The organism is Shinella sp. JR1-6, from assembly GCF_004284735.1.
In the GTDB taxonomy this organism is placed as follows: domain Bacteria; phylum Pseudomonadota; class Alphaproteobacteria; order Rhizobiales; family Rhizobiaceae; genus Shinella.
Genome location: NZ_SHMI01000031.1, coordinates 34,927 through 52,107 on the forward strand (window position 1 = coordinate 34,927; position 17,181 = coordinate 52,107).

Below are 17,181 nucleotides of genomic sequence, written 5' to 3' on the forward strand. Positions count from 1 at the left end.
GGAGTCCGGGCATTTGGGCGTCGTGATACCGCTTGAAGAAGGCAAAAACAAACAGGCATCGGTGAAGCCGCTCGTCGATCTGACAAAGGCCGACATGGAGCGGGTGAACCAGCTCATCCTGTCGAAAGCCGGCTCCGACGTCGCGATGATTCCGGAGGTCGCCAATCACCTGATTTCGTCCGGCGGCAAGCGTCTGCGCCCGATGCTGACCCTCGCCTCCGCCGCAATGTTCGGCTACGACAGCGACCAGCATATCAAGCTCGCGACCAGCGTCGAGTTCATGCACACGGCGACGCTGCTGCATGACGACGTGGTGGACGAGAGCGACATGCGCCGCGGCAAATCCACCGCCCGCATGATCTGGGGCAACCAGGCGAGTGTGCTCGTCGGCGACTTCCTGCTCGGCCAGGCCTTCAAGATGATGGTGGAAGTGGGTTCGCTGGAGGCGCTTGATGTGCTCTCAACAGCCGCCACCGTGATTGCGGAAGGCGAAGTGCTGCAGCTCTCCGTCGCCAAGAACATGGAGACGACCGAGGACGACTACCTCCAGGTCATCCGCGCCAAGACGGCGGCGCTCTTCGCCGCGGCCGCGGAAGTGGGCCCCATCATCGCCAATACCAGCCGGGCCGAACGCAATGCGCTGAAATCCTACGGCATGAATCTCGGCCTTGCCTTCCAGCTCGTCGACGATGCGCTCGACTACGGCGGCAAGGCAGCCGATCTTGGCAAGAACACCGGCGACGATTTCCGCGAGGGCAAGATCACCCTGCCGGTCATCCTCGCCTGGCGGCGTGGCACGGCGGAAGACCGCACCTTCTGGCGCGAAGCCATCGAGGGCGGAAAGAGCGACGAGGCGAACCTCGAGCGCGCCTTCGGCCTCATCACCCGTTATGGCGGGCTGACGGACACCATCGCCCGTGCACAGCACTACGGCATGATCGCCCGCGATGCGCTGGCGCCTCTGCCGGCCTCGCCGTGGAAGAACGCCCTGCTCGAAGTCATCGACTTCTCCATCGCCCGCGTGAGCTGACCGGCGGCCGCGCAGGCCTGTTGCCATCAGAGGCGGCCGTGGCGGACGGCCGCCCTCTTGTGACGCTTTCATAGCGGCAACGTCGGTGCTCGAAGCGCGCCGTTCCATCTCGCGCAAGACGAAAACGATCCAGCAGGATTTTCTTGCCGCACCGCGCCAAAAAAGCCATTCTCTACCGTCATGAGTCCGTGACTGATTTGGGCGCCATCGTGGCTGAATTTGCCGCGGCAGGTCCTATATGAGGGTTGAGGCGTCCTTGCGAGGATGCCGTACGGGGCGGACTCCATAGATTCTGGCGAAAGGCATTTTGATGCGGCATTCCCTTTTCCTTCGGCTTTTCTCCGGCGTGGCGCTTGCGGCCAGCATAGCGTTCACCGGTCCTCTGGCGGCATACGCGGAGGAAAAGCCCGCAGCCGCGGCCGCAGAGGAAACGCCGTTCGACCCCTTGAGCGTCAATACGTTCTCCGGCGCCTTCCTTGCCGCCCGCACGGCCGACTATGACAAGGAATACGAAACCGCCGTCGCGCTCTACAAGATCGCCCTGCAGTTCGACCCCACCAACAAGGACGTCAAGCAGCGCCTGATGGTGACGCAGCTGATGAACGGCGAGTTCGAAGAGGGCGTCAAGCTGGCCGACGCGCTGCGCAACGACCCGGCCGTCGAGCGCATCACCGCCGTGGTGCGCGGCATGGAGGCGATCCGCAAGCGCGAATACAAGAGCGCCGAAAAGATCCTCGTCTACAAGGGACCGAACGACCTCGACCGCATGATGAACGACCTCCTGCTCGCCTGGGCCAAGTTCGGCGACGGCAAGTCGAAGGAAGCGATCAAGCTGATCGGCGGCATGGAGGGACCGGACTGGCTGGCCATCTTCAAGAACTACCATGCCGGGGCGCTGGCCGCCGCGGCCGGCGACAAGGCGACGGCGCGTGCGCGCCTCAACGACGCCATTCTCGACCGCAACGGCGCCAGCGCCGCGCCGGACACCTTCATCCGCGCCGTGATGGCGCTTGCCCGTCTCGAGGCTCATGAGGGCAACAAGCAGAAGGCGCTCGATGCCATCTCGGTCGGCGACAACTTCATCACCAGCTATGCGCCGCTGAAGGCGCTGCGCCAGAGCATCGAAGCCGGCGAAAAGCAGGAACAGCAGGTCCGCAACGCTGCACAGGGCGCTGCCGCCGTGCTCTTCTCCATCGGCGGCGCGCTCAACCGCGACGGCGCGGAAGACATCGTCTCGCTCTATCTTCAGGCCGCCCGCGCGCTCGACCCCGACAGCGACGACATGCTGGTGCTGCTCGGCGGGCTGGCCGAGAACCAGAAGAAGCCGGAGCGGGCGATCGAGTATTACCGCGCCGTGCCGGAAAAATCGCCGATGCGGCGCATTTCCGAGCTGCAGCTCGGCCTCAACCTCGCCGATACCGGCAAGGTTCCCGAGGCGAAGAAGCACCTTCAGGCACTGATCGAGGCCGATCCGTCGGACCTTCGTTCCTACCTCGCGCTCGGCAGCGTGCTGTCGGATGCCAAGGACTACAAGGACATGGCCGCGCTTTACGATCGCGCTGTCACCGCCATCGGCCCCGTTCCGACGCGCAACCACTGGAGCATCTTCTTCCAGCGCGGCATCGCCTATGAGCGCCTGAAGGAATGGGAGAAGGCCGAGCCGAGCTTCCGCAAGGCGCTGGAGCTGAACCCGGAGCAGCCGCAGGTGCTGAACTATCTCGGCTATTCCTGGGTCGACATGAACATGAACCTCGACGAAGGCCTGGACATGATCCGACGGGCCGTCAGCATCAAGCCGGATGACGGCTATATCGTCGATTCGCTCGGTTGGGCCTACTACCGCCTCGACCGCTTCTCCGACGCCGTGGCGGAGCTGGAGCGGGCGGCGGAACTGAAGGCCGGCGATCCGACGATCAACGACCATCTGGGTGACGCCTACTGGCGCGTCGGCCGCAAGCTGGAAGCCACCTTCCAGTGGAACCGCGCACTCGGCCTGAAGCCGGAAGAGGCGGAAATCCCGAAGATCAAGCTGAAGATCGAGAACGGCCTGCCGGAGCTGAAGAAGACCGAGCCGGCCTCCGCCGAAGCCAAGGACGAAAAGCCGGTGCAGAACCCCTCGCCCGAGGGCACGGCGGCCGACCGCAAGTCCTGACGCCCTATGGCTGACGCCGACGCCTTGTCGGGGTTTGCGGTGGTCGAGCCGGCCCCGGCCAAGATCAACCTCGCGCTTGCCGTCACCGGCCGGCGCGAGGATGGCTACCACCTCCTCGACAGTCTCGTGACCTTCACCGCCTTCGGCGACCGCATCGGCCTTGCGCCTGCCGCCGAGGACCGCTTCACCCTGTCCGGCCGTTTTGGCGAAGCGCTTTCGGCCGACGCCGACAACCTCGTGACCCGCGCCCGCGACCGGCTGCGTGCAGCGCTCGCCCCGATAGGCCAGGCGACCCCGCCCGTGCACATTCATCTCGAGAAGAACCTGCCCATCGCGTCGGGCATCGGCGGCGGCTCGGCGGACGCGGCCGCGACGCTGCGCGGCCTCCTCTCGCTGTGGCGGGCGGTTCTGCCTGGCGACACGCTGGAGGCGCTTGCCCTCGGCCTTGGCGCCGACGTGCCGATGTGCCTTGCCAACCGTCCGCTGCTCGCGCGCGGCATCGGCGAGGCAATCACCCCCGTCGCCCTGCCGGCCCTTCCCATGGTGCTGGCCAATCCGCTCGTCGGCGTTTCGACGCCTGCCGTCTTCAAGGCACTCGCCTCGCGGAACAACCCGCCGCTTGCCCTTGCGGGCGCCGCTGGCTGGGCGGAGGCGCTTGCGGGCCTGCGCAATGACCTGGAGCCCCCTGCCCGCACGCTCTGCCCGGAGATCGTCGCGCTCTCCGAAAGCCTTGCGACAACAGGTCCCGGCCTGGTGCGCATGTCCGGTTCCGGCGCGACCTGCTTTGCGCTATACGATACGGACACGGCCGCAAGAGGCGCGGCAGCGGCACTCGCGCGTCGGCATCCGCACTGGTTTTTCACCGCCACGCGCACGCTTGAAGCGAAAGGCAAAGGAGCCGACGATGGCGCATGTTGACGAGACGAGACCCTTCATTCCCGTCGGCATCGCCGTGCTCACCGTCTCCGACACGCGCACGCTCGACACGGACCGTTCCGGCGACACGCTGGTCGCACGCATCACCGAGGCCGGGCACCGCCTTGCCGACCGCGCCATCGTGACGGACGACGTGGCCGCGATCCGCGCCAAGGTGGAAGCCTGGACGCGCGACGACGCGGTGGATGTGGTCATCACCACGGGCGGCACGGGCTTTACCGGCCGCGACGTGACGCCGGAGGCACTGGAACCGTTGTTCGAAAAGCGCATGGACGGATTTTCAGAAGTCTTCCACCGCATCTCCTACGACAAGATCGGCACCTCGACGATCCAGTCGCGCGCGACCGGCGGCGTTCTCAACGCCACCTTCATCTTCGCGCTGCCGGGCTCGCCAGGCGCCTGCAAGGACGCCTGGGACGGCATCCTGAAGGCGCAGCTCGACTATCGCCACATGCCCTGCAACTTCGTGGAAATCATGCCGCGGCTCGACGAGCACCTGAAGCGCACGCCCGGCTGACCTGTTCCCCGGGGGACTGCGCGCCTCCCGCCGCACCCCTATGACTTTCCCGGCATCACGGAGCTGAGGAGAGACAAATGGCACGCACGATCACCGGAACCAACGGCGCAGACCGCATCGTCCAGGGCGGCAACATCAACAACACCGAACTGACGATCTTCGCCCGCGGCGGCGCGGACACCATCATCCTCAACCGCACCGACGATTTCGGCGGCCGCAACCAGGTCGATGCCGGCAAGGGCAACGACAGCGTCGTCAACATGAAGGAAGACGGCAACGTCATCCTGCTCGGCGCCGGCAACGACACCTATGTGGGCACCGGCTTCGGCTCCTTCGTCAACGAGCGTGCCGATATCGTCAAGGGCGGCTCCGGCAACGACAAGATCGTCGTCAGCACCTTCAAGAGCAGCTATTTCGGCGAGAGCGGCAAGGACAGTTTCTTCTCCGTCGGCCAGCAGAACACCTTCCACGGCGGCTCGGGCACCGATTCGATCAGCTACATCGCGCGCGACGACGACACCGTGCTCGGCGGTTCCGGCGTCGCCATCGATCTCGGCGCAGGCCTGGCGCAGACCGGCGCCAATCGCTTCGAACGCCTCATCAGCATCGAGAATGCCGCCGGCACGGGCGTCGCGGACGCCATCGCCGGCTCCAGCGTCGGAAACGTCCTGAGGGGGCTTGGTGGCGACGACGAGATTGCCGGGCGCGGCGGCAACGACGTGCTCGTCGGCGGCCGAGGCCGGGACCTGCTGCAAGGCGACAGCGGTGCCGACCGGTTCGACTTCAACGGCGTGCTCGATACGGCGTCCGGCGCGCGACGCGACGTCATCCTCGATTTCAACAGCGGCGAAGGCGACCGCATCGACCTGCGCGACATCGATGCCGATGCCGGCCGCGGCGGCAACCAGGCCTTCGATTTCATCGGGGGGAACAGCTTTTCCGGAACGGCCGGAGAGCTGCGCTTTTCCGGCGGGATCGTTGCCGGCGACACCAATGGCGACGGCGCGGCCGATTTCGAAATCGAGCTTTCCGGCGTCGGCAGCGTCTTCCGCAGTGATTTCCTGCTCTGAGAAAGGCACGGCACGGCCGCCGTCAGCCGGGGTTGCTCAACCGATCTCCGCCCGCATGGCCTTTGCGACCCAGGCCGGCACCAGTTCCACGGCGAGGCGGCGAACGCCGGCGCCCGTGGCGATGTCGGCGAGCGTCATGCCGGTGCGCACGGCGGCCGAGGCCTGGCGCTTGCTGACGAGATACCCCTGCTCCAGCGGCGCGCGGCGGCGCGCAAGGCGCTGGAAGAACGGCCGGCGATGGCTGCGCGAGCCCAGGAACTGCGCCGGATTGCGGTTGACCGCCACATGGTCGACGACGGCGTCCACCCAGCCCGACATCGGCCGGGCACCCGGCTCCAGCAGCAGCAGCCAGTCGCCACGGGCGGAGCCCACCACGTCCTTCATGTCCCAGCTTGTCAGGAAGCGGCAACCCGCGGCGTCCGCCACCTCAGAGGAACCGTCGCGCGAGCCGTGATCGAGCACGATCACGTCGCGAACGACCCCCTCGACGGCGCCGGAAACCAGCGCCGACAGCGTCTGCGCAAGCTCGGCCTCATTGTCCCGGCATTCCATGATGATGGTCAGCATGTCCTCCCATACCGCATTGCAGCATCGATTTCCACCGCAGGCTTCCGTGATGTTTCCTGCATGGTTAGGCAGCATGGTTAGCGGCACCCTGAAATTTGTTCTTGCATTGTTCTCGTTCGCGCGATAGGAATATAGTCATTGAATCGGGGCCTGTCCCCGGCGGAGACACCCATGAACGATCTGGCCAGCCTCAGGCAGGGCGCCCTTGCGCCCGGCCATGCGAAAGACGTTGCCGAAGCGCTGATGGCCGAGACGGGCATGCGCGTCGAGAGCGAGCGCCGGCGCGGCCGGGGTGCGGGTCTCAATTTCACCGGCCGCTTCGAGCCGATGACGCGGGAGACCTTCGACGACGGCTGGCAGACGCTGGAGGAGCTGCCGCCCTTCCGCACCGAGGTGCAGGTGGAGAAGCCACGCACCATCATCACACGCAACGAATCGCCCGACATCCCCTTCGACCGGTCGATCAACCCCTATCGCGGCTGCGAACACGGCTGCATCTACTGCTTCGCACGGCCGACCCATGCCTTCATGGGTCTGTCCGCCGGCCTCGATTTCGAGGCGCGGCTGTTTGCCAAGCCGGATGCGCCGAAGCTGCTGGAACGGGAGCTTTCCAAGCCCGGCTATAAGCCGCGCGTCATCGCGATCGGCACCAACACCGATCCGTACCAGCCGATCGAGAAGGAATGGCGCATCATGCGGCAGATCCTCGAAGTGCTGGATGCCGCCAATCATCCGGTCTCGATCGTCACCAAGTCGGCGCTCGTGCTGCGCGACATCGACATCCTCTCGCGCATGGCGGCACGCGGCCTTGCCTGGGTCGGGCTATCCGTCACCACGCTCGACCGCAAGCTCGCCCGCACCATGGAGCCGCGCGCCGCAACGCCGCCGCGCCGGCTGGAGGCCATCCGCACGCTTTCGGAGGCCGGTATTCCCGTCGCCATCATGATGGCGCCGATCATTCCCGGCCTCAACGACCATGAGATCGAGCGGGTGCTCGATTCGGGCAAGGCCGCCGGGGCGCTGGAGGCGAGCTATGTGCTGCTCCGCCTGCCGCTGGAGGTGAGCCCCCTCTTCCGCGACTGGCTGCTGCGCCACTACCCGGACCGCTACCGCCATGTCATGTCGCTGGTGCGCTCCATGCGCGGCGGCAAGGACTACGACGCCGAGTTCGGCAAGCGCATGAAGGGCGCCGGTCCCTATGCCTGGCAGATCGCCCGCCGTTTCGAAATGGCGGCCAAGCGGCTGGAGTTGACCCGCACCCGCCGCAGCCTTGCCTGCGACCAGTTCGTGCCGCCCTCGGGCAGCGGCGTGCAGCTCTCGCTGCTGTGAGGCAGAAAGTTTTCCGCCCGCGTTCCCCAAAGCGTTTGGCAGGGCAAATCGCGCCGCCCTCCCGAAGGGACTGACAGCGCGGGGAGATCCGGTTCGGCCCGAGGCGGACGGACTGCAAAACGAAATCCCGCCGGGCGTCCGCGCCCGGCCTCTTCTTCCGGTCTGCCTTTCCCCGGGGCACACCGGCGCTCCTCCGGCGTCCGCCTCCTGCCGGAGGACTTGCAGGGAATCGGATGGATGTGCGAGGTTCGCCGCATGTCCCGTACCGCATCCTCCGATTCCCGCCTTCTTTTCGACCTGCCCGAAGGGCCGGATTTCCAGATGGAAATCGCCGCCCGCAAGCGCGGGATCTGGCCGGTGGCCGGCACGGACGAGGCCGGCCGCGGGCCTTTGGCAGGCCCCGTCGTCGCCGCTGCCGTGGTGCTCGACCCGGACAACATTCCCGCTGGGCTCAACGATTCCAAGCAGCTCAATGCCGCAAGGCGCGAGGCGCTCTTCACGCTGATCCTGCAGTCAGCCTTCGTCTCCGTCGCCTCCAGCTCATCGCGCCACATCGATACCAGCGACATCCGCAAGGCGAGCCTCGACGCCATGCGCCGCGCCGTGGCCGGCCTGGAGGTTGTGCCGAAACTCGTGCTTGCCGATGGCCGCGACGTGCCGCCGGGCCTTGCCTGCGAGGGCCGCGCCGTCGTCAAGGGCGATGCCCGCTCGCTCTCCATCGCCGCCGCCTCCATCATCGCCAAGGTGATGCGCGACCGCATGATGGCACGCGCCGAGGACACCTATCCCGGCTACGGCTTTGCCATCCATGCCGGCTATGCCACCGAGGTGCACCGCAAGGCCATCACCGCGATCGGCCCCTGCCGGCTGCACCGCATGAGCTTCCGCCCGCTCCGCCAGGACTGAACCCGGCGAAGACCGGCCGCTCCTGCCGGCATGAAGGGCCATTGCAAATCAAATAAGTCTATGCTTATCTCATTCTCATGATCGAGAACGAGATATTCAAGGCCCTTGCCGATCCTACGCGCCGCACGATCTTCGAGAAGCTGGCGGACGGCGCCATGAATGCCAGCGCCCTGCGCGAGGGCATGGAGATCAGCCAACCCGCCATGTCCCAGCATCTGGCGGCGCTGCGCAATGCAGGGCTGGTGCGCGAGGAACGGCAGGGGCGTTTCATCAACTACGAGGTCGATCCGGACGGGCTTGCGCTCATCGCCGGATGGCTCGCGAGGTACCGGGCCTACTGGCCGGCACGGATCGACGCCCTCAAGGATTTGCTGAAGGACATGGACCAATGAGCGACAGGCAGGCCGGGCAGGCAACGGATCTCGTGCTCGAATACGACCTCGACGCACCGACCGAAAAAGTGTGGCGGGCGATCAGCATTCCGGCCTTCCGCGAGCGGTGGCTGCCCGACGGCGCGCTTGCCGATGCCGAGCCGATCCTGGCGGCGCCCGGCGAGGAAATCCGCTTCAGGATGCGGGACCGGGAACCGCCCCATCTCGAAAGCGTCGTGGCGTTCCAGCTGCGCCCGAATGAACAGGGCGGCACCACGCTCCGGATCGTCCACGGCCTTGCGGACGCGCGCGCCGCGCCGCGCCCCCTCCACGACAATGGCAACGACAACGGGCGCACGCTGATGCGCGCCGCCTGACCTACCCCCTCCCCGAAACAATCCGGAAGACAGGAGTTCGCCCATGCGCGAAACGATGCAACTCGTCCCTATGGTCGTCGAACAGTCCAGCCGGGGAGAACGCTCCTTCGACATCTATTCCCGCCTTCTGCGCGAGCGGATCATCTTCCTCAACGGCGAGGTGAACGACACCGTGTCCGCACTCGTCTGTGCACAGTTGCTGTTCCTAGAGGCCGAGAACCCGCAGAAACCGATCCAGCTCTACATCAATTCGCCCGGCGGCATGGTGACCAGCGGCTTTGCGATGTACGACACCATGCGCTACATCCGCGCGCCCGTTCACACGCTCTGCATGGGCACGGCCCGCTCGATGGGCTCGTTCCTGCTGATGGCCGGCACCCCCGGCATGCGGGCCGCCCTGCCCAATGCCAGCATCCTCGTCCACCAGCCCTCCGGCGGCTTCCAGGGTCAGGCTTCCGACATGCTCATCCATGCCGAGGAGATCCTGAAGACCAAGCAGCGCATGACGCGGCTTTATGCCCGCCATTGCGGGCGCAGCTACGAGGAATTCGAACAGGCCATGGATCGCGACCGGTTCATGACGGCCGAGGAGGCGCTGGACTGGGGCCTGATCGATCGCATCCTCACCGAGCGTGACGTTCTCGAGATACAGCACGCCGGTCCGTAGGCGGCGCTTCGGCGATCGATCGGCGCCACCCGTCTCACGACGACATGGCCCGTTTTGCCATCCACTCCGCCATGATCTGACGGCTGTCCACGGCAAACGTCGCCTCGAGCAGCGTGGACCTGACGATGCGTTCGGCCCGGAAATGCCGGAAGTCTCCGCGCAATTCGCACCAGGCCGCAATCAGCGTGACATCGACATAATAGACCGTGGCGATCGGCCAGATCGTCCGCTGCGTGCGGCGATCCTGTTCGTCGCGATAGGTGATGCGGATCTTCCGGCAGGCACGAATGGCGTTGCGCACGTCGAGCAGAGCGATGCCCTCGGGGCGCACGGTGTCGCCTTCGGAGACCAGAAAGCGCGGGGCCTGCAACTGCGCACAGAGTTCCGCCGGAATGGCGTGCTGGAGCTTGCTCAGCACGCTTTCCGCCGCATCCTGCAACTTGGGATCCCGAATGCGGTGGACGAGGTGCGCGCCGATGGAGATGGCCTCCACCTCCTCCATCGTGAACATCAGCGGTGGCAGGTCGAACCCCTTGCGCAGCACATAACCGAGCCCCGGCGCGCCCTCGATCGGCACGCGCCAGGCCTGAAGGGTGGCTATGTCGCGATAGATGGTGCGGGCCGTCACCTCCAGCCGCTCCGCCAGCGCCGCCGCCGTCATCGGCTTGGCGCGGCCGCGCAGCGTCTGGATGATGTCGAACAGGCGATCGGCGCGGCGCATGCGAAACTCCCGAACACCACTGACAAAACGCTGTCAGCAGCATGGGCCTATAGACATCCCGAGACAAGGGAGGGCGCTATGCGCGACGAACAAAACACCTGGCTGGGCACGGTCCTGATCGTCGGATCGGCGGTGGCCTACAGCCTGTCGGGCTACTTTACCCGGCTGATCACATTCGACGTCTGGACGATCCTGTTCTGGCGCGGCCTTTTCGGCGGGCTCTTCATCGCCGCCTTCCTCGCCTGGCGCCATCGGCACGAGGGGTGGGCCGCCATCCGCGCCATGGGCCTGCCCGGCCTGTGGGTGACGATGCTCTCCACCCTTGCGACGATCTGCTTCATCAATGCCCTGCGCCTCGCGCCGGTCGCCGATGTCATGACGATCCATGCGGCGATCCCGTTCATGACCGCCATTCTCGCCCTGCTTGCCACCGGCGAGCGGGAGGACTGGACGACATGGGGCGCCAGCATCGTCGCGCTGATCGGCGTGGTCATCATCGTCGATCCGGGCGCCTCCGGCGGCCATCGCCTGGGTTATGTCTTCGCAACGGTGATGGCCCTCGCCTATGCGGCGATGATGGTGATCATCCGCCAGAACCGGCATGTCTCCATGCTGCCGGCCGCCGCGCTCTCGGCGTTTCTCTGCGCGGCCATCGCCCTACCCTTCTCCCGGCCGTTGCAGGTTCCCCTGGCGGACATGCCGGATCTCGTGCTCTTCGGCACCGTACAGTTCGGCCTTGGCCTTTTGCTGATGACAATCGGAACGCGGTTGATCTCGGCCACCCGCTCGGCCCTCATCGGCAGCATGGAAAATCCGCTCGCCCCGCTCTGGGTGTGGCTTGCCTTCGGGGAACGCCCGCTGCCGGCGACCTTCATCGGCGGCGGGCTGGTCATGGGGGCGGTGGTGCTGGATGTGCTGGCGAAGTCGCGGCGCCAGAGACGCGCCGTCATAGCGGCGCAATGATATCCGCCGGGGTCTTCAGGCAAAGAAAAAGGCCGGATCGCTCCGGCCTCTTTTTTGAAGTTGGTCGTCCGGCAACCTCAGTTGAGGCGGGTCTTGACTTCGCTGATGGCGTTGTCGAAGAGCGCCTTGCCGGTCGTGGCATCAGCCTTGGCGGCGATCACCTTTTCGGCAGCGGCGACGGCGAGGTCGACGGCGGCGGCGCGCACGGCATTGATCGCGTCGGCTTCGGCCTGGCGGATCTTCTGCTCGGACAGCGTCGTGCGACGGGCTACGTATTCCTCGGTCTTCTGCTTGGCGTCGGCCGTCAGGGCGCTTGCCTCGCGTTCAGCGGCGGCAACGATGCTTGCGGCTTCCGCCTCGGCATCCTTACGCTTGCGCTGGTATTCGGCGAGCAGGTGCTGGGCCTCCTCGCGAAGACGCTTGGCTTCCGCCAGCTCGTTCTGGATCTTCTCGGCGCGGGCGTCGAGACCCTTTGCCATCATGCCGGGAACCTTGAGGTAGGCGATGAGGGCAAGGAACAGAAGGAGGCCGACAAAGGCATAAAATGTTGCGTCGAATGCCATGATGTCCTCCTTATTCGCCCGCTGCCGTCTTCACGGCGGAAGCGATCTCGGCTTTGGTGGCCTTAGCACCGAGCAGCTGCTCGACGAGGGCTGCCGTGGTGTCCTCGGCGATCGAGCCGACATCGGCGAGGGCCTTGGCCTTGATCTCGGCGATACGGGTCTCGGCACCGGCAATCTTTTCCTGCAGCGAGGCTTCGATCTTGGCGCGCTCGGCGTCGGCCTTGGCCTTGGCTTCTTCGCGGGCGGTCGAGGCGATCGCGTTGCCCTTGGTGCGGGCGCTGGCAAGGTCCTGCTCGTAGGAAGCAATCGCGGCGTCGGCTTCCGCCTTCAGGCGCGAGGCCTCGTCGAGATCCTGCGCGATACGGTCATGACGCGTCTCGAGGATCGAGCCGATGCGCGGAATGACGACCTTCGACATGAGAAGGTAGAACAGACCAAAGGTAATCGCCAGCCACAGGAGCTGCGATGCGAACGTGGTCTGGTCGAAAGGCGGGAAAACGCCGGAACCGGCTTCTTCACCATGGGCAACACCCGTTTCGGTGTTGACTTCGCCTGCCGGCTGAGCCGCATGCGCATCCGCAGGGGTCTCATGCGACGTCGCAGGGGTTTCCACCTGGGCGATTTCGAAAGGGGCGGACTCGGCCGATGCCGGGGTCACGGACATGCTCACCTCCAGGGGGCACTCTCAGATCTTGTACGGAACGTACGATGGACCACGGCCCGAAGGCCATGGTCCAGTCCTCGGCCGATATCAGACGGCGAAGAGGAGGAGGAGAGCGATGAGCAGCGAGAAGATGCCCAGAGCTTCCGTAACGGCGAAGCCGAATACGAGACGGCCGAACTGGCTGTCAGCAGCAGACGGATTGCGAAGAGCGCCGGCCAGGTAGTTGCCGAAGATGTTGCCGAGGCCGAGAGCCGTGCCGGCGAGACCGAACGTGGCAAGACCTGCGCCGATGAACTTTGCTGCTTCCGCTTCCATGTTGAACTCCTTGAATGGGTTGTTGCGGCTTATGAGCGACGCCCGAAGGCGCCGACGACTGTTTCCTTAGTGACCACCCGGATGCACGGCATCGTTGAGGTACATGCATGTCAGAACTGCGAAGACGTAGGCCTGCAGGAACGACACGAGGAATTCGAGACCGGTCAGGGCGACGGTCATGAGAAGAGGCAGGATCGCACCGGCGACACCGACGGCGCCGAGCGCGCCGAGCGAGGTGACGAAGCCGGCGAAGACCTTCAGCGTGATGTGACCCGCCAGCATGTTGGCGAAGAGACGGATCGAGAGGCTGATCGGACGCGAGAGGAACGAGATAACCTCGATCGAGACGACCAGCGGCAGCAGCGCGCCGGGAACGCCCGACGGCACGAAGAGCTTCAGGAAGCCGAAGCCATGCTTGTAAAAGCCGTAAACCACCACGGTGCCGATGACCAGGATGGCAAGGGCGAAGGTGACGATGATCTGGCTGGTGACCGTGAAGAAGTAGGGAACCATGCCGAGCAGGTTCGCCGTCAGCACGAACATGAAAAGCGAGAAGACCAGCGGGAAGAACTTCATCCCGTGGCTGCCCGCCCCTTCGCGGAGCATCGAGGCGATGAACTCGTAGGACATTTCCGAGACGGACTGCATGCGGCTCGGAACGAGGCCGCGCTGACCGGTCGTGAAATAGAGGAAGCCCACAGCGGCCGCGACGGTGGCGACCATGAACAGCGAAGCGTTGGTGAACGAGAAATCGATACCGCCGATTTCGATCGGAACAATCTTGTTGACCAGGAACTGATGGGTCGGATCGTTTGCCACCGTGTATCTCTCTCGCTTGCCCGCCTTGCAGCGGAAGTCACCCGTGAATGGGACAACGCCGTCAGGCGCCGTCCTTCGTGTCTTTCTCGTCCCGTCCGCTGCCGGCCTTGCCGGGCTCTCGCCCCGCCAGCCTGTCGACCGGATGGGGCGCTGCCACCATGCCAGCCGCGCGCATGACGTTCAGAACGCCGGCACAGAAACCGAGGAGCAGGAGTACGATCATCCCCCACGGCCCTGTACCCGCAAAATGGTCCAAAAGATAGCCCAGAAGCGCCCCGACGATGACGGCAGCGACGAACTCGCTCGAGAGCTTCATGGCCACCGCATAGCCCTTGCGGCTCTCCGATGCCCGTGCCTCGGCGGCTGCTTCCGCCCCGTCATCCTTGCGCCGTTCCGCGAGTTCCGCGTCCAGGCGCTTCAGCCGGTCTTCCAGACTTGTCTTTTGATCGTCGGCCATGGCGCGTTCCTCATACCCTTCCGCGGGGCTTTCGCCCCATTGCGGACATATTGCAGGCTAGGATTCAAGCCATATCCGACCCCTTTCGAAGTCGGCCGCAACATAGTTTTAGGTGCCAGTATAGTCAAGGCATGGCGAAGCTTTGCGCAACAGCAAATATTTTGAGGAAAATCAATGGATTAGCCGGAATCGCACATCAGGTGTGACCGATCGCCCCGGGAATCGCGAAGGCTGTGGCACGGACTCACCACACGCCGCCCTCAGCTCCAGCCGCCGCCATAGGTGCGGTAGAAGATGTGCTTGCCGATCTTGGCCACCCGCTTCATCGTGCGGCCCCACGGCGGCTTCACATAGGTCGCGTGGTAGTGGGTGGAAGAGCCCACGTCATCAAACCAGATCTTTCCCGCGGTGACCGCCATGGCGATCTCCTTGGCGGTCTTCCAGTGCCAGGGCGAGAGGATCAGGTCGGGAATGCGGTCGCAGGCGAAGGAGAACTGGCAGCGGTTGTGCCAGTTTTCGTTCTGGTAGACGACGCCGCAGATCGTGTTCGGATAGGCAGGATTGCGCACGCGGTTGAGGATGACCTGCGCGACGGCGGCCTGGCCCTTCAGCTCCTCGCCGCGCGCCTCGAAATAGATGCCCTCGGCCAGGCATTTCTGCTCCTTGGCGGTGAAGACTTCCGCCGGCAGCGGGGTGGCGGCCCAGGCGTGGTCGTCCGGCGAGATATCGGGCACGAAGCGGCCGAGTTCCTTCTTCGGCTTGAGAATCGAATCGAAGGGCGATTCCCGGGCATAATCCGGCTCGACGCGGGCATAGGCAGTCGCGAGAACGTCGGCCTTGTCGTTGGTGACGAGGCTCGCGATCATCGGCGAGACGCCGGGGTCCTTGCGCACGGGCTCCTTTTTATAGAAGGCGGTGGCGATCTCGATTTCCTTGCCCTTGATCCTGGGCTTGTCGAACGCCATGCGCTGGCCGCTGTCAAAGGCCGGGGACAACAGGAAACTGGTGCGCTCGAGGATGGAGCCGGCGGCGAACCCCTTCGGCGGCAGGACAGGCAGGACGGCGATGATGCGGCCCTTCTTGTCGCGGCGGTTGACGCGATCCTCGTCGGGAATGCCGCCCGCACCCTTGTGCTCGCTGCGCAGCGCCGCCGTCACGCCGCCCGGAAGCTCGACGCCGGCACCGCTTTCGACACCGCCCGTCGTCATGGCATCGGCAAAGTCGATCTCGATCTCATGGACGGAACCGGCGGGCGAACGGGTGAGCACCATGGTCTGGTTGCCGCCCTTGCGGTTGAGGCCGGCGAGATAGGTGGCAAGGTCCGTATGGGCGATGGGCGTCGGAAAGGTGGCGACGAGGCCGAGGCCGACGGCCAGGGGAATTTTCCATTCCCGCTTCAGATAGGCGAGGAAACGGCCTGCCCCTGCATGACGAATGCTACGCTTACGCAACTTTTTACTCCGCACGCATGCGCAGGCGCGCCGCCCCTGTCTGTGGCGTGTCTCCTGCCCGAAACTGACTGTATGGGAGCCCTGCCGCGCCGAAGCACGGGCCCGAAGCGGCTCGTTGTCAGGGTAAAATGAAGCATTAACCTTGCTGCTTATGCGCTTTGTACGCATTAGCGCCGGATTAACACCTCATCACTAACCCTGTCTGCATTAACCATATGAGCCGCGTGGTTAATGCAGGTTTAATGGAAGACTACGAAATGAAGTTTGCTGACGGTACTGTCGCCTACTCTTATATACGCATCAGTTCTAGCAAGCAGGCGTTAGGCGATGGCCCGGGACGTCAGATCGCGTTGTCTGAAGCGTATGCTGCACGGCACGACCTAAAACTTGACGAGACGCTTGAGGACATAGGCCGATCAGGCTGGAGCGGAGCCAACGTATATAAGGGAGCGTTGGGCCGCTTTCTCGACATGGTATCATCCGGACAGGTTTCTCGCGGTTCGGTCCTGCTGGTCGAATCTCTCGACCGCCTGTCTCGTCAGCATCCGATAGACGCACAGGTCATATTGACCTCAATTCTCACAAGCGGCGTGAACGTGGTCACGCTCGATGACAACAATGTGTATTCGGCCGAAAGCCTTCGCGAAGACTGGACCGAGTTGGTCCGCATCATCTCAATTCAGGCTCGTGCCCACGGAGAAAGTCAACGCAAGTCGAACCTCTCGAAATCGGCCGTTCAAAAACGCCGCGCTCTTGCCCTAGAAGGAAAGGCCAAATTCACGACGAACATTCCCGCGTGGATCAGCCAACACAAGGATAGGGACGGCGTAACCCAATATGAGCTAAACGAACATGCCGACACGATCCGTAAAATCTTCTCCTTGGCGAAAGACGGTTGAGGTCAGATGACGATCACCAAGGAACTCAATCGGCTCAAGTTGCCGACGTATCGCGAGAAAAGCACTGGCTGGCACCAAACCGGCGTTGGCCGCATTCTCGACAACCACGCCGCTTATACCAACGAGCGCTGACGGCGACTCGTGGAGGGTTCCCAAATCATCGAATTTCTGACTCCCTGTGCCGAACGGAGGTTCGGCATGACGAGAGCAATATCGTTGCGGATGGACTATGACGGCTCGACGTTGAGACGGCTTGCGAAGAAAGCCAGGGACGCCGCGCAAGTTCGCCGGCTTCTGGCTCTGGCTTCGATCTATGACGGCGGGTCCAGGCAGTATGCATCCGAGATCGGCGGCGTGACGGTACAGATCGTTCGTGACTGGGTCGTGCGCTTCAATGAGCGCGGTCC

21 protein-coding genes and 1 pseudogene are annotated in these 17,181 nt (G+C 64.6%); 14 read left to right on the forward strand and 8 right to left on the reverse strand.

Annotation, left to right across the window (positions count from 1 at the left end; translation table 11 throughout):
* Nucleotides 1–13 precede the first annotated feature (13 nt).
* The 5 genes from EXZ48_RS29745 (at nt 14) to EXZ48_RS29765 (ending at nt 5,705) form a co-directional block, all read left to right on the forward strand.
* Nucleotides 14–1,030, forward strand: a complete 1,017-nt coding sequence (locus tag EXZ48_RS29745; RefSeq protein WP_130520522.1) for a polyprenyl synthetase family protein — start codon at nt 14–16, stop codon at nt 1,028–1,030.
* Between the two features lie 310 nt (nt 1,031–1,340).
* Nucleotides 1,341–3,182 carry a tetratricopeptide repeat protein gene (locus tag EXZ48_RS29750; protein ID WP_130520524.1) on the forward strand — a complete coding sequence of 614 codons (1,842 nt, stop codon included), beginning with the start codon at nt 1,341–1,343 and terminating at the stop codon, nt 3,180–3,182.
* A 6-nt stretch (nt 3,183–3,188) separates the two neighbouring features.
* The gene (locus EXZ48_RS29755) at nt 3,189–4,100 is read left to right on the forward strand and encodes a 4-(cytidine 5'-diphospho)-2-C-methyl-D-erythritol kinase (protein WP_130520526.1); all 912 of its coding nucleotides are present in this window, start codon (nt 3,189–3,191) and stop codon (nt 4,098–4,100) included.
* On the forward strand, nt 4,087–4,635 hold the full coding sequence (moaB, locus tag EXZ48_RS29760) for a molybdenum cofactor biosynthesis protein B (protein WP_130520529.1): 549 nt from the start codon (nt 4,087–4,089) through the stop codon (nt 4,633–4,635). Before EXZ48_RS29755 ends, moaB begins: the two co-directional genes overlap by 14 nt.
* Nucleotides 4,636–4,712: 77 nt before the next feature.
* Nucleotides 4,713–5,705: a calcium-binding protein gene (locus EXZ48_RS29765; protein WP_130520531.1), complete on the forward strand. Its 993-nt coding sequence runs from the start codon at nt 4,713–4,715 to the stop codon at nt 5,703–5,705.
* 36 nt (nt 5,706–5,741) lie between these two features.
* Here the strand turns inward: EXZ48_RS29765 and EXZ48_RS29770 are convergent, their stop codons facing one another.
* Nucleotides 5,742–6,272: a glycosyl transferase gene (locus EXZ48_RS29770; RefSeq protein ID WP_130520534.1), complete on the reverse strand. Its 531-nt coding sequence runs from the start codon at nt 6,270–6,272 to the stop codon at nt 5,742–5,744.
* A gap of 171 nt (nt 6,273–6,443) precedes the next feature.
* On the opposite strand from EXZ48_RS29770, the gene EXZ48_RS29775 reads away from it, so the two are divergent.
* The 5 genes from EXZ48_RS29775 to EXZ48_RS29795 all read left to right on the forward strand — a co-directional run bounded on the left by EXZ48_RS29775 (nt 6,444) and on the right by EXZ48_RS29795 (nt 9,922).
* A complete protein-coding gene (locus EXZ48_RS29775; protein ID WP_037405793.1) occupies nt 6,444–7,601 on the forward strand; it encodes a PA0069 family radical SAM protein in 1,158 nt (385 codons plus the stop codon).
* Between the two features lie 237 nt (nt 7,602–7,838).
* On the forward strand, nt 7,839–8,507 hold the full coding sequence (locus EXZ48_RS29780; RefSeq protein WP_130520536.1) for a ribonuclease HII: 669 nt from the start codon (nt 7,839–7,841) through the stop codon (nt 8,505–8,507).
* 77 nt (nt 8,508–8,584) lie between these two features.
* Complete coding sequence (locus EXZ48_RS29785) at nt 8,585–8,899, forward strand: helix-turn-helix transcriptional regulator (RefSeq protein ID WP_023516710.1); 315 nt, start codon at nt 8,585–8,587, stop codon at nt 8,897–8,899.
* A complete protein-coding gene (locus EXZ48_RS29790; RefSeq protein ID WP_130520538.1) occupies nt 8,896–9,255 on the forward strand; it encodes an SRPBCC domain-containing protein in 360 nt (119 codons plus the stop codon). Before EXZ48_RS29785 ends, EXZ48_RS29790 begins: the two co-directional genes overlap by 4 nt.
* 43 nt (nt 9,256–9,298) lie before the next feature.
* Nucleotides 9,299–9,922: an ATP-dependent Clp protease proteolytic subunit gene (locus EXZ48_RS29795; RefSeq protein ID WP_130520540.1), complete on the forward strand. Its 624-nt coding sequence runs from the start codon at nt 9,299–9,301 to the stop codon at nt 9,920–9,922.
* 34 nt (nt 9,923–9,956) lie between these two features.
* On the opposite strand, the gene EXZ48_RS29800 is transcribed toward EXZ48_RS29795, so the two are convergent.
* On the reverse strand, nt 9,957–10,643 hold the full coding sequence (locus EXZ48_RS29800; protein WP_130520542.1) for a YafY family protein: 687 nt from the start codon (nt 10,641–10,643) through the stop codon (nt 9,957–9,959).
* A gap of 78 nt (nt 10,644–10,721) precedes the next feature.
* Between EXZ48_RS29800 and EXZ48_RS29805 the strand changes: the two genes are divergently transcribed.
* Complete coding sequence (locus EXZ48_RS29805; protein WP_130520544.1) at nt 10,722–11,606, forward strand: DMT family transporter; 885 nt, start codon at nt 10,722–10,724, stop codon at nt 11,604–11,606.
* Between the two features lie 77 nt (nt 11,607–11,683).
* On the opposite strand, the gene EXZ48_RS29810 is transcribed toward EXZ48_RS29805, so the two are convergent.
* From EXZ48_RS29810 to EXZ48_RS29835, 6 genes are all read right to left on the reverse strand, one after another.
* Nucleotides 11,684–12,169: a F0F1 ATP synthase subunit B gene (locus EXZ48_RS29810; RefSeq protein WP_023517407.1), complete on the reverse strand. Its 486-nt coding sequence runs from the start codon at nt 12,167–12,169 to the stop codon at nt 11,684–11,686.
* A 10-nt stretch (nt 12,170–12,179) separates the two neighbouring features.
* Complete coding sequence (locus tag EXZ48_RS29815) at nt 12,180–12,833, reverse strand: F0F1 ATP synthase subunit B (RefSeq protein WP_023517408.1); 654 nt, start codon at nt 12,831–12,833, stop codon at nt 12,180–12,182.
* An 87-nt stretch (nt 12,834–12,920) separates the two neighbouring features.
* Nucleotides 12,921–13,148, reverse strand: a complete 228-nt coding sequence (locus tag EXZ48_RS29820; protein ID WP_024270186.1) for a F0F1 ATP synthase subunit C — start codon at nt 13,146–13,148, stop codon at nt 12,921–12,923.
* 66 nt (nt 13,149–13,214) lie between these two features.
* Nucleotides 13,215–13,967 (reverse strand): F0F1 ATP synthase subunit A, encoded by a 753-nt coding sequence (locus EXZ48_RS29825; RefSeq protein WP_024270187.1) that lies wholly within the window; start codon nt 13,965–13,967, stop codon nt 13,215–13,217.
* Between the two features lie 61 nt (nt 13,968–14,028).
* On the reverse strand, nt 14,029–14,424 hold the full coding sequence (locus EXZ48_RS29830) for an AtpZ/AtpI family protein (protein ID WP_023512461.1): 396 nt from the start codon (nt 14,422–14,424) through the stop codon (nt 14,029–14,031).
* 260 nt (nt 14,425–14,684) lie between these two features.
* Nucleotides 14,685–15,860 (reverse strand): cell wall hydrolase, encoded by a 1,176-nt coding sequence (locus EXZ48_RS29835; RefSeq protein WP_371687684.1) that lies wholly within the window; start codon nt 15,858–15,860, stop codon nt 14,685–14,687.
* 257 nt (nt 15,861–16,117) lie between these two features.
* Between EXZ48_RS29835 and EXZ48_RS29840 the strand changes: the two genes are divergently transcribed.
* The 3 genes and pseudogenes from EXZ48_RS29840 to EXZ48_RS29845 all read left to right on the forward strand — a co-directional run.
* Nucleotides 16,118–16,774: a recombinase family protein gene (locus EXZ48_RS29840; RefSeq protein ID WP_165909466.1), complete on the forward strand. Its 657-nt coding sequence runs from the start codon at nt 16,118–16,120 to the stop codon at nt 16,772–16,774.
* Nucleotides 16,775–16,780: 6 nt separating this feature from the next.
* Nucleotides 16,781–16,906 (forward strand): hypothetical protein, encoded by a 126-nt coding sequence (locus EXZ48_RS35840; protein WP_256370931.1) that lies wholly within the window; start codon nt 16,781–16,783, stop codon nt 16,904–16,906.
* 66 nt (nt 16,907–16,972) lie between these two features.
* Nucleotides 16,973–17,181 (forward strand): annotated as a pseudogene (locus EXZ48_RS29845) (IS630 family transposase); the annotation flags it as partial.

Coding starts and splice junctions, on each gene's coding strand:
- EXZ48_RS29830 (WP_023512461.1), bottom strand. CDS start 14,424: ATGGCCGACGATCAAAAGACAAGTCTGGAAGACCGGCTGAAGCGCCTG.
- EXZ48_RS29815 (WP_023517408.1), bottom strand. CDS start 12,833: ATGTCCGTGACCCCGGCATCGGCCGAGTCCGCCCCTTTCGAAATCGCC.
- EXZ48_RS29775 (WP_037405793.1), top strand. CDS start 6,444: ATGAACGATCTGGCCAGCCTCAGGCAGGGCGCCCTTGCGCCCGGCCAT.
- EXZ48_RS29780 (WP_130520536.1), top strand. CDS start 7,839: ATGTGCGAGGTTCGCCGCATGTCCCGTACCGCATCCTCCGATTCCCGC.
- EXZ48_RS29820 (WP_024270186.1), bottom strand. CDS start 13,148: ATGGAAGCGGAAGCAGCAAAGTTCATCGGCGCAGGTCTTGCCACGTTC.
- moaB (WP_130520529.1), top strand. CDS start 4,087: ATGGCGCATGTTGACGAGACGAGACCCTTCATTCCCGTCGGCATCGCC.
- EXZ48_RS29840 (WP_165909466.1), top strand. CDS start 16,118: ATGGAAGACTACGAAATGAAGTTTGCTGACGGTACTGTCGCCTACTCT.
- EXZ48_RS29810 (WP_023517407.1), bottom strand. CDS start 12,169: ATGGCATTCGACGCAACATTTTATGCCTTTGTCGGCCTCCTTCTGTTC.
- EXZ48_RS29790 (WP_130520538.1), top strand. CDS start 8,896: ATGAGCGACAGGCAGGCCGGGCAGGCAACGGATCTCGTGCTCGAATAC.
- EXZ48_RS29750 (WP_130520524.1), top strand. CDS start 1,341: ATGCGGCATTCCCTTTTCCTTCGGCTTTTCTCCGGCGTGGCGCTTGCG.
- EXZ48_RS29800 (WP_130520542.1), bottom strand. CDS start 10,643: ATGCGCCGCGCCGATCGCCTGTTCGACATCATCCAGACGCTGCGCGGC.
- EXZ48_RS29795 (WP_130520540.1), top strand. CDS start 9,299: ATGCGCGAAACGATGCAACTCGTCCCTATGGTCGTCGAACAGTCCAGC.
- EXZ48_RS29785 (WP_023516710.1), top strand. CDS start 8,585: ATGATCGAGAACGAGATATTCAAGGCCCTTGCCGATCCTACGCGCCGC.
- EXZ48_RS29805 (WP_130520544.1), top strand. CDS start 10,722: ATGCGCGACGAACAAAACACCTGGCTGGGCACGGTCCTGATCGTCGGA.
- EXZ48_RS29770 (WP_130520534.1), bottom strand. CDS start 6,272: ATGCTGACCATCATCATGGAATGCCGGGACAATGAGGCCGAGCTTGCG.
- EXZ48_RS29765 (WP_130520531.1), top strand. CDS start 4,713: ATGGCACGCACGATCACCGGAACCAACGGCGCAGACCGCATCGTCCAG.
- EXZ48_RS35840 (WP_256370931.1), top strand. CDS start 16,781: ATGACGATCACCAAGGAACTCAATCGGCTCAAGTTGCCGACGTATCGC.
- EXZ48_RS29755 (WP_130520526.1), top strand. CDS start 3,189: ATGGCTGACGCCGACGCCTTGTCGGGGTTTGCGGTGGTCGAGCCGGCC.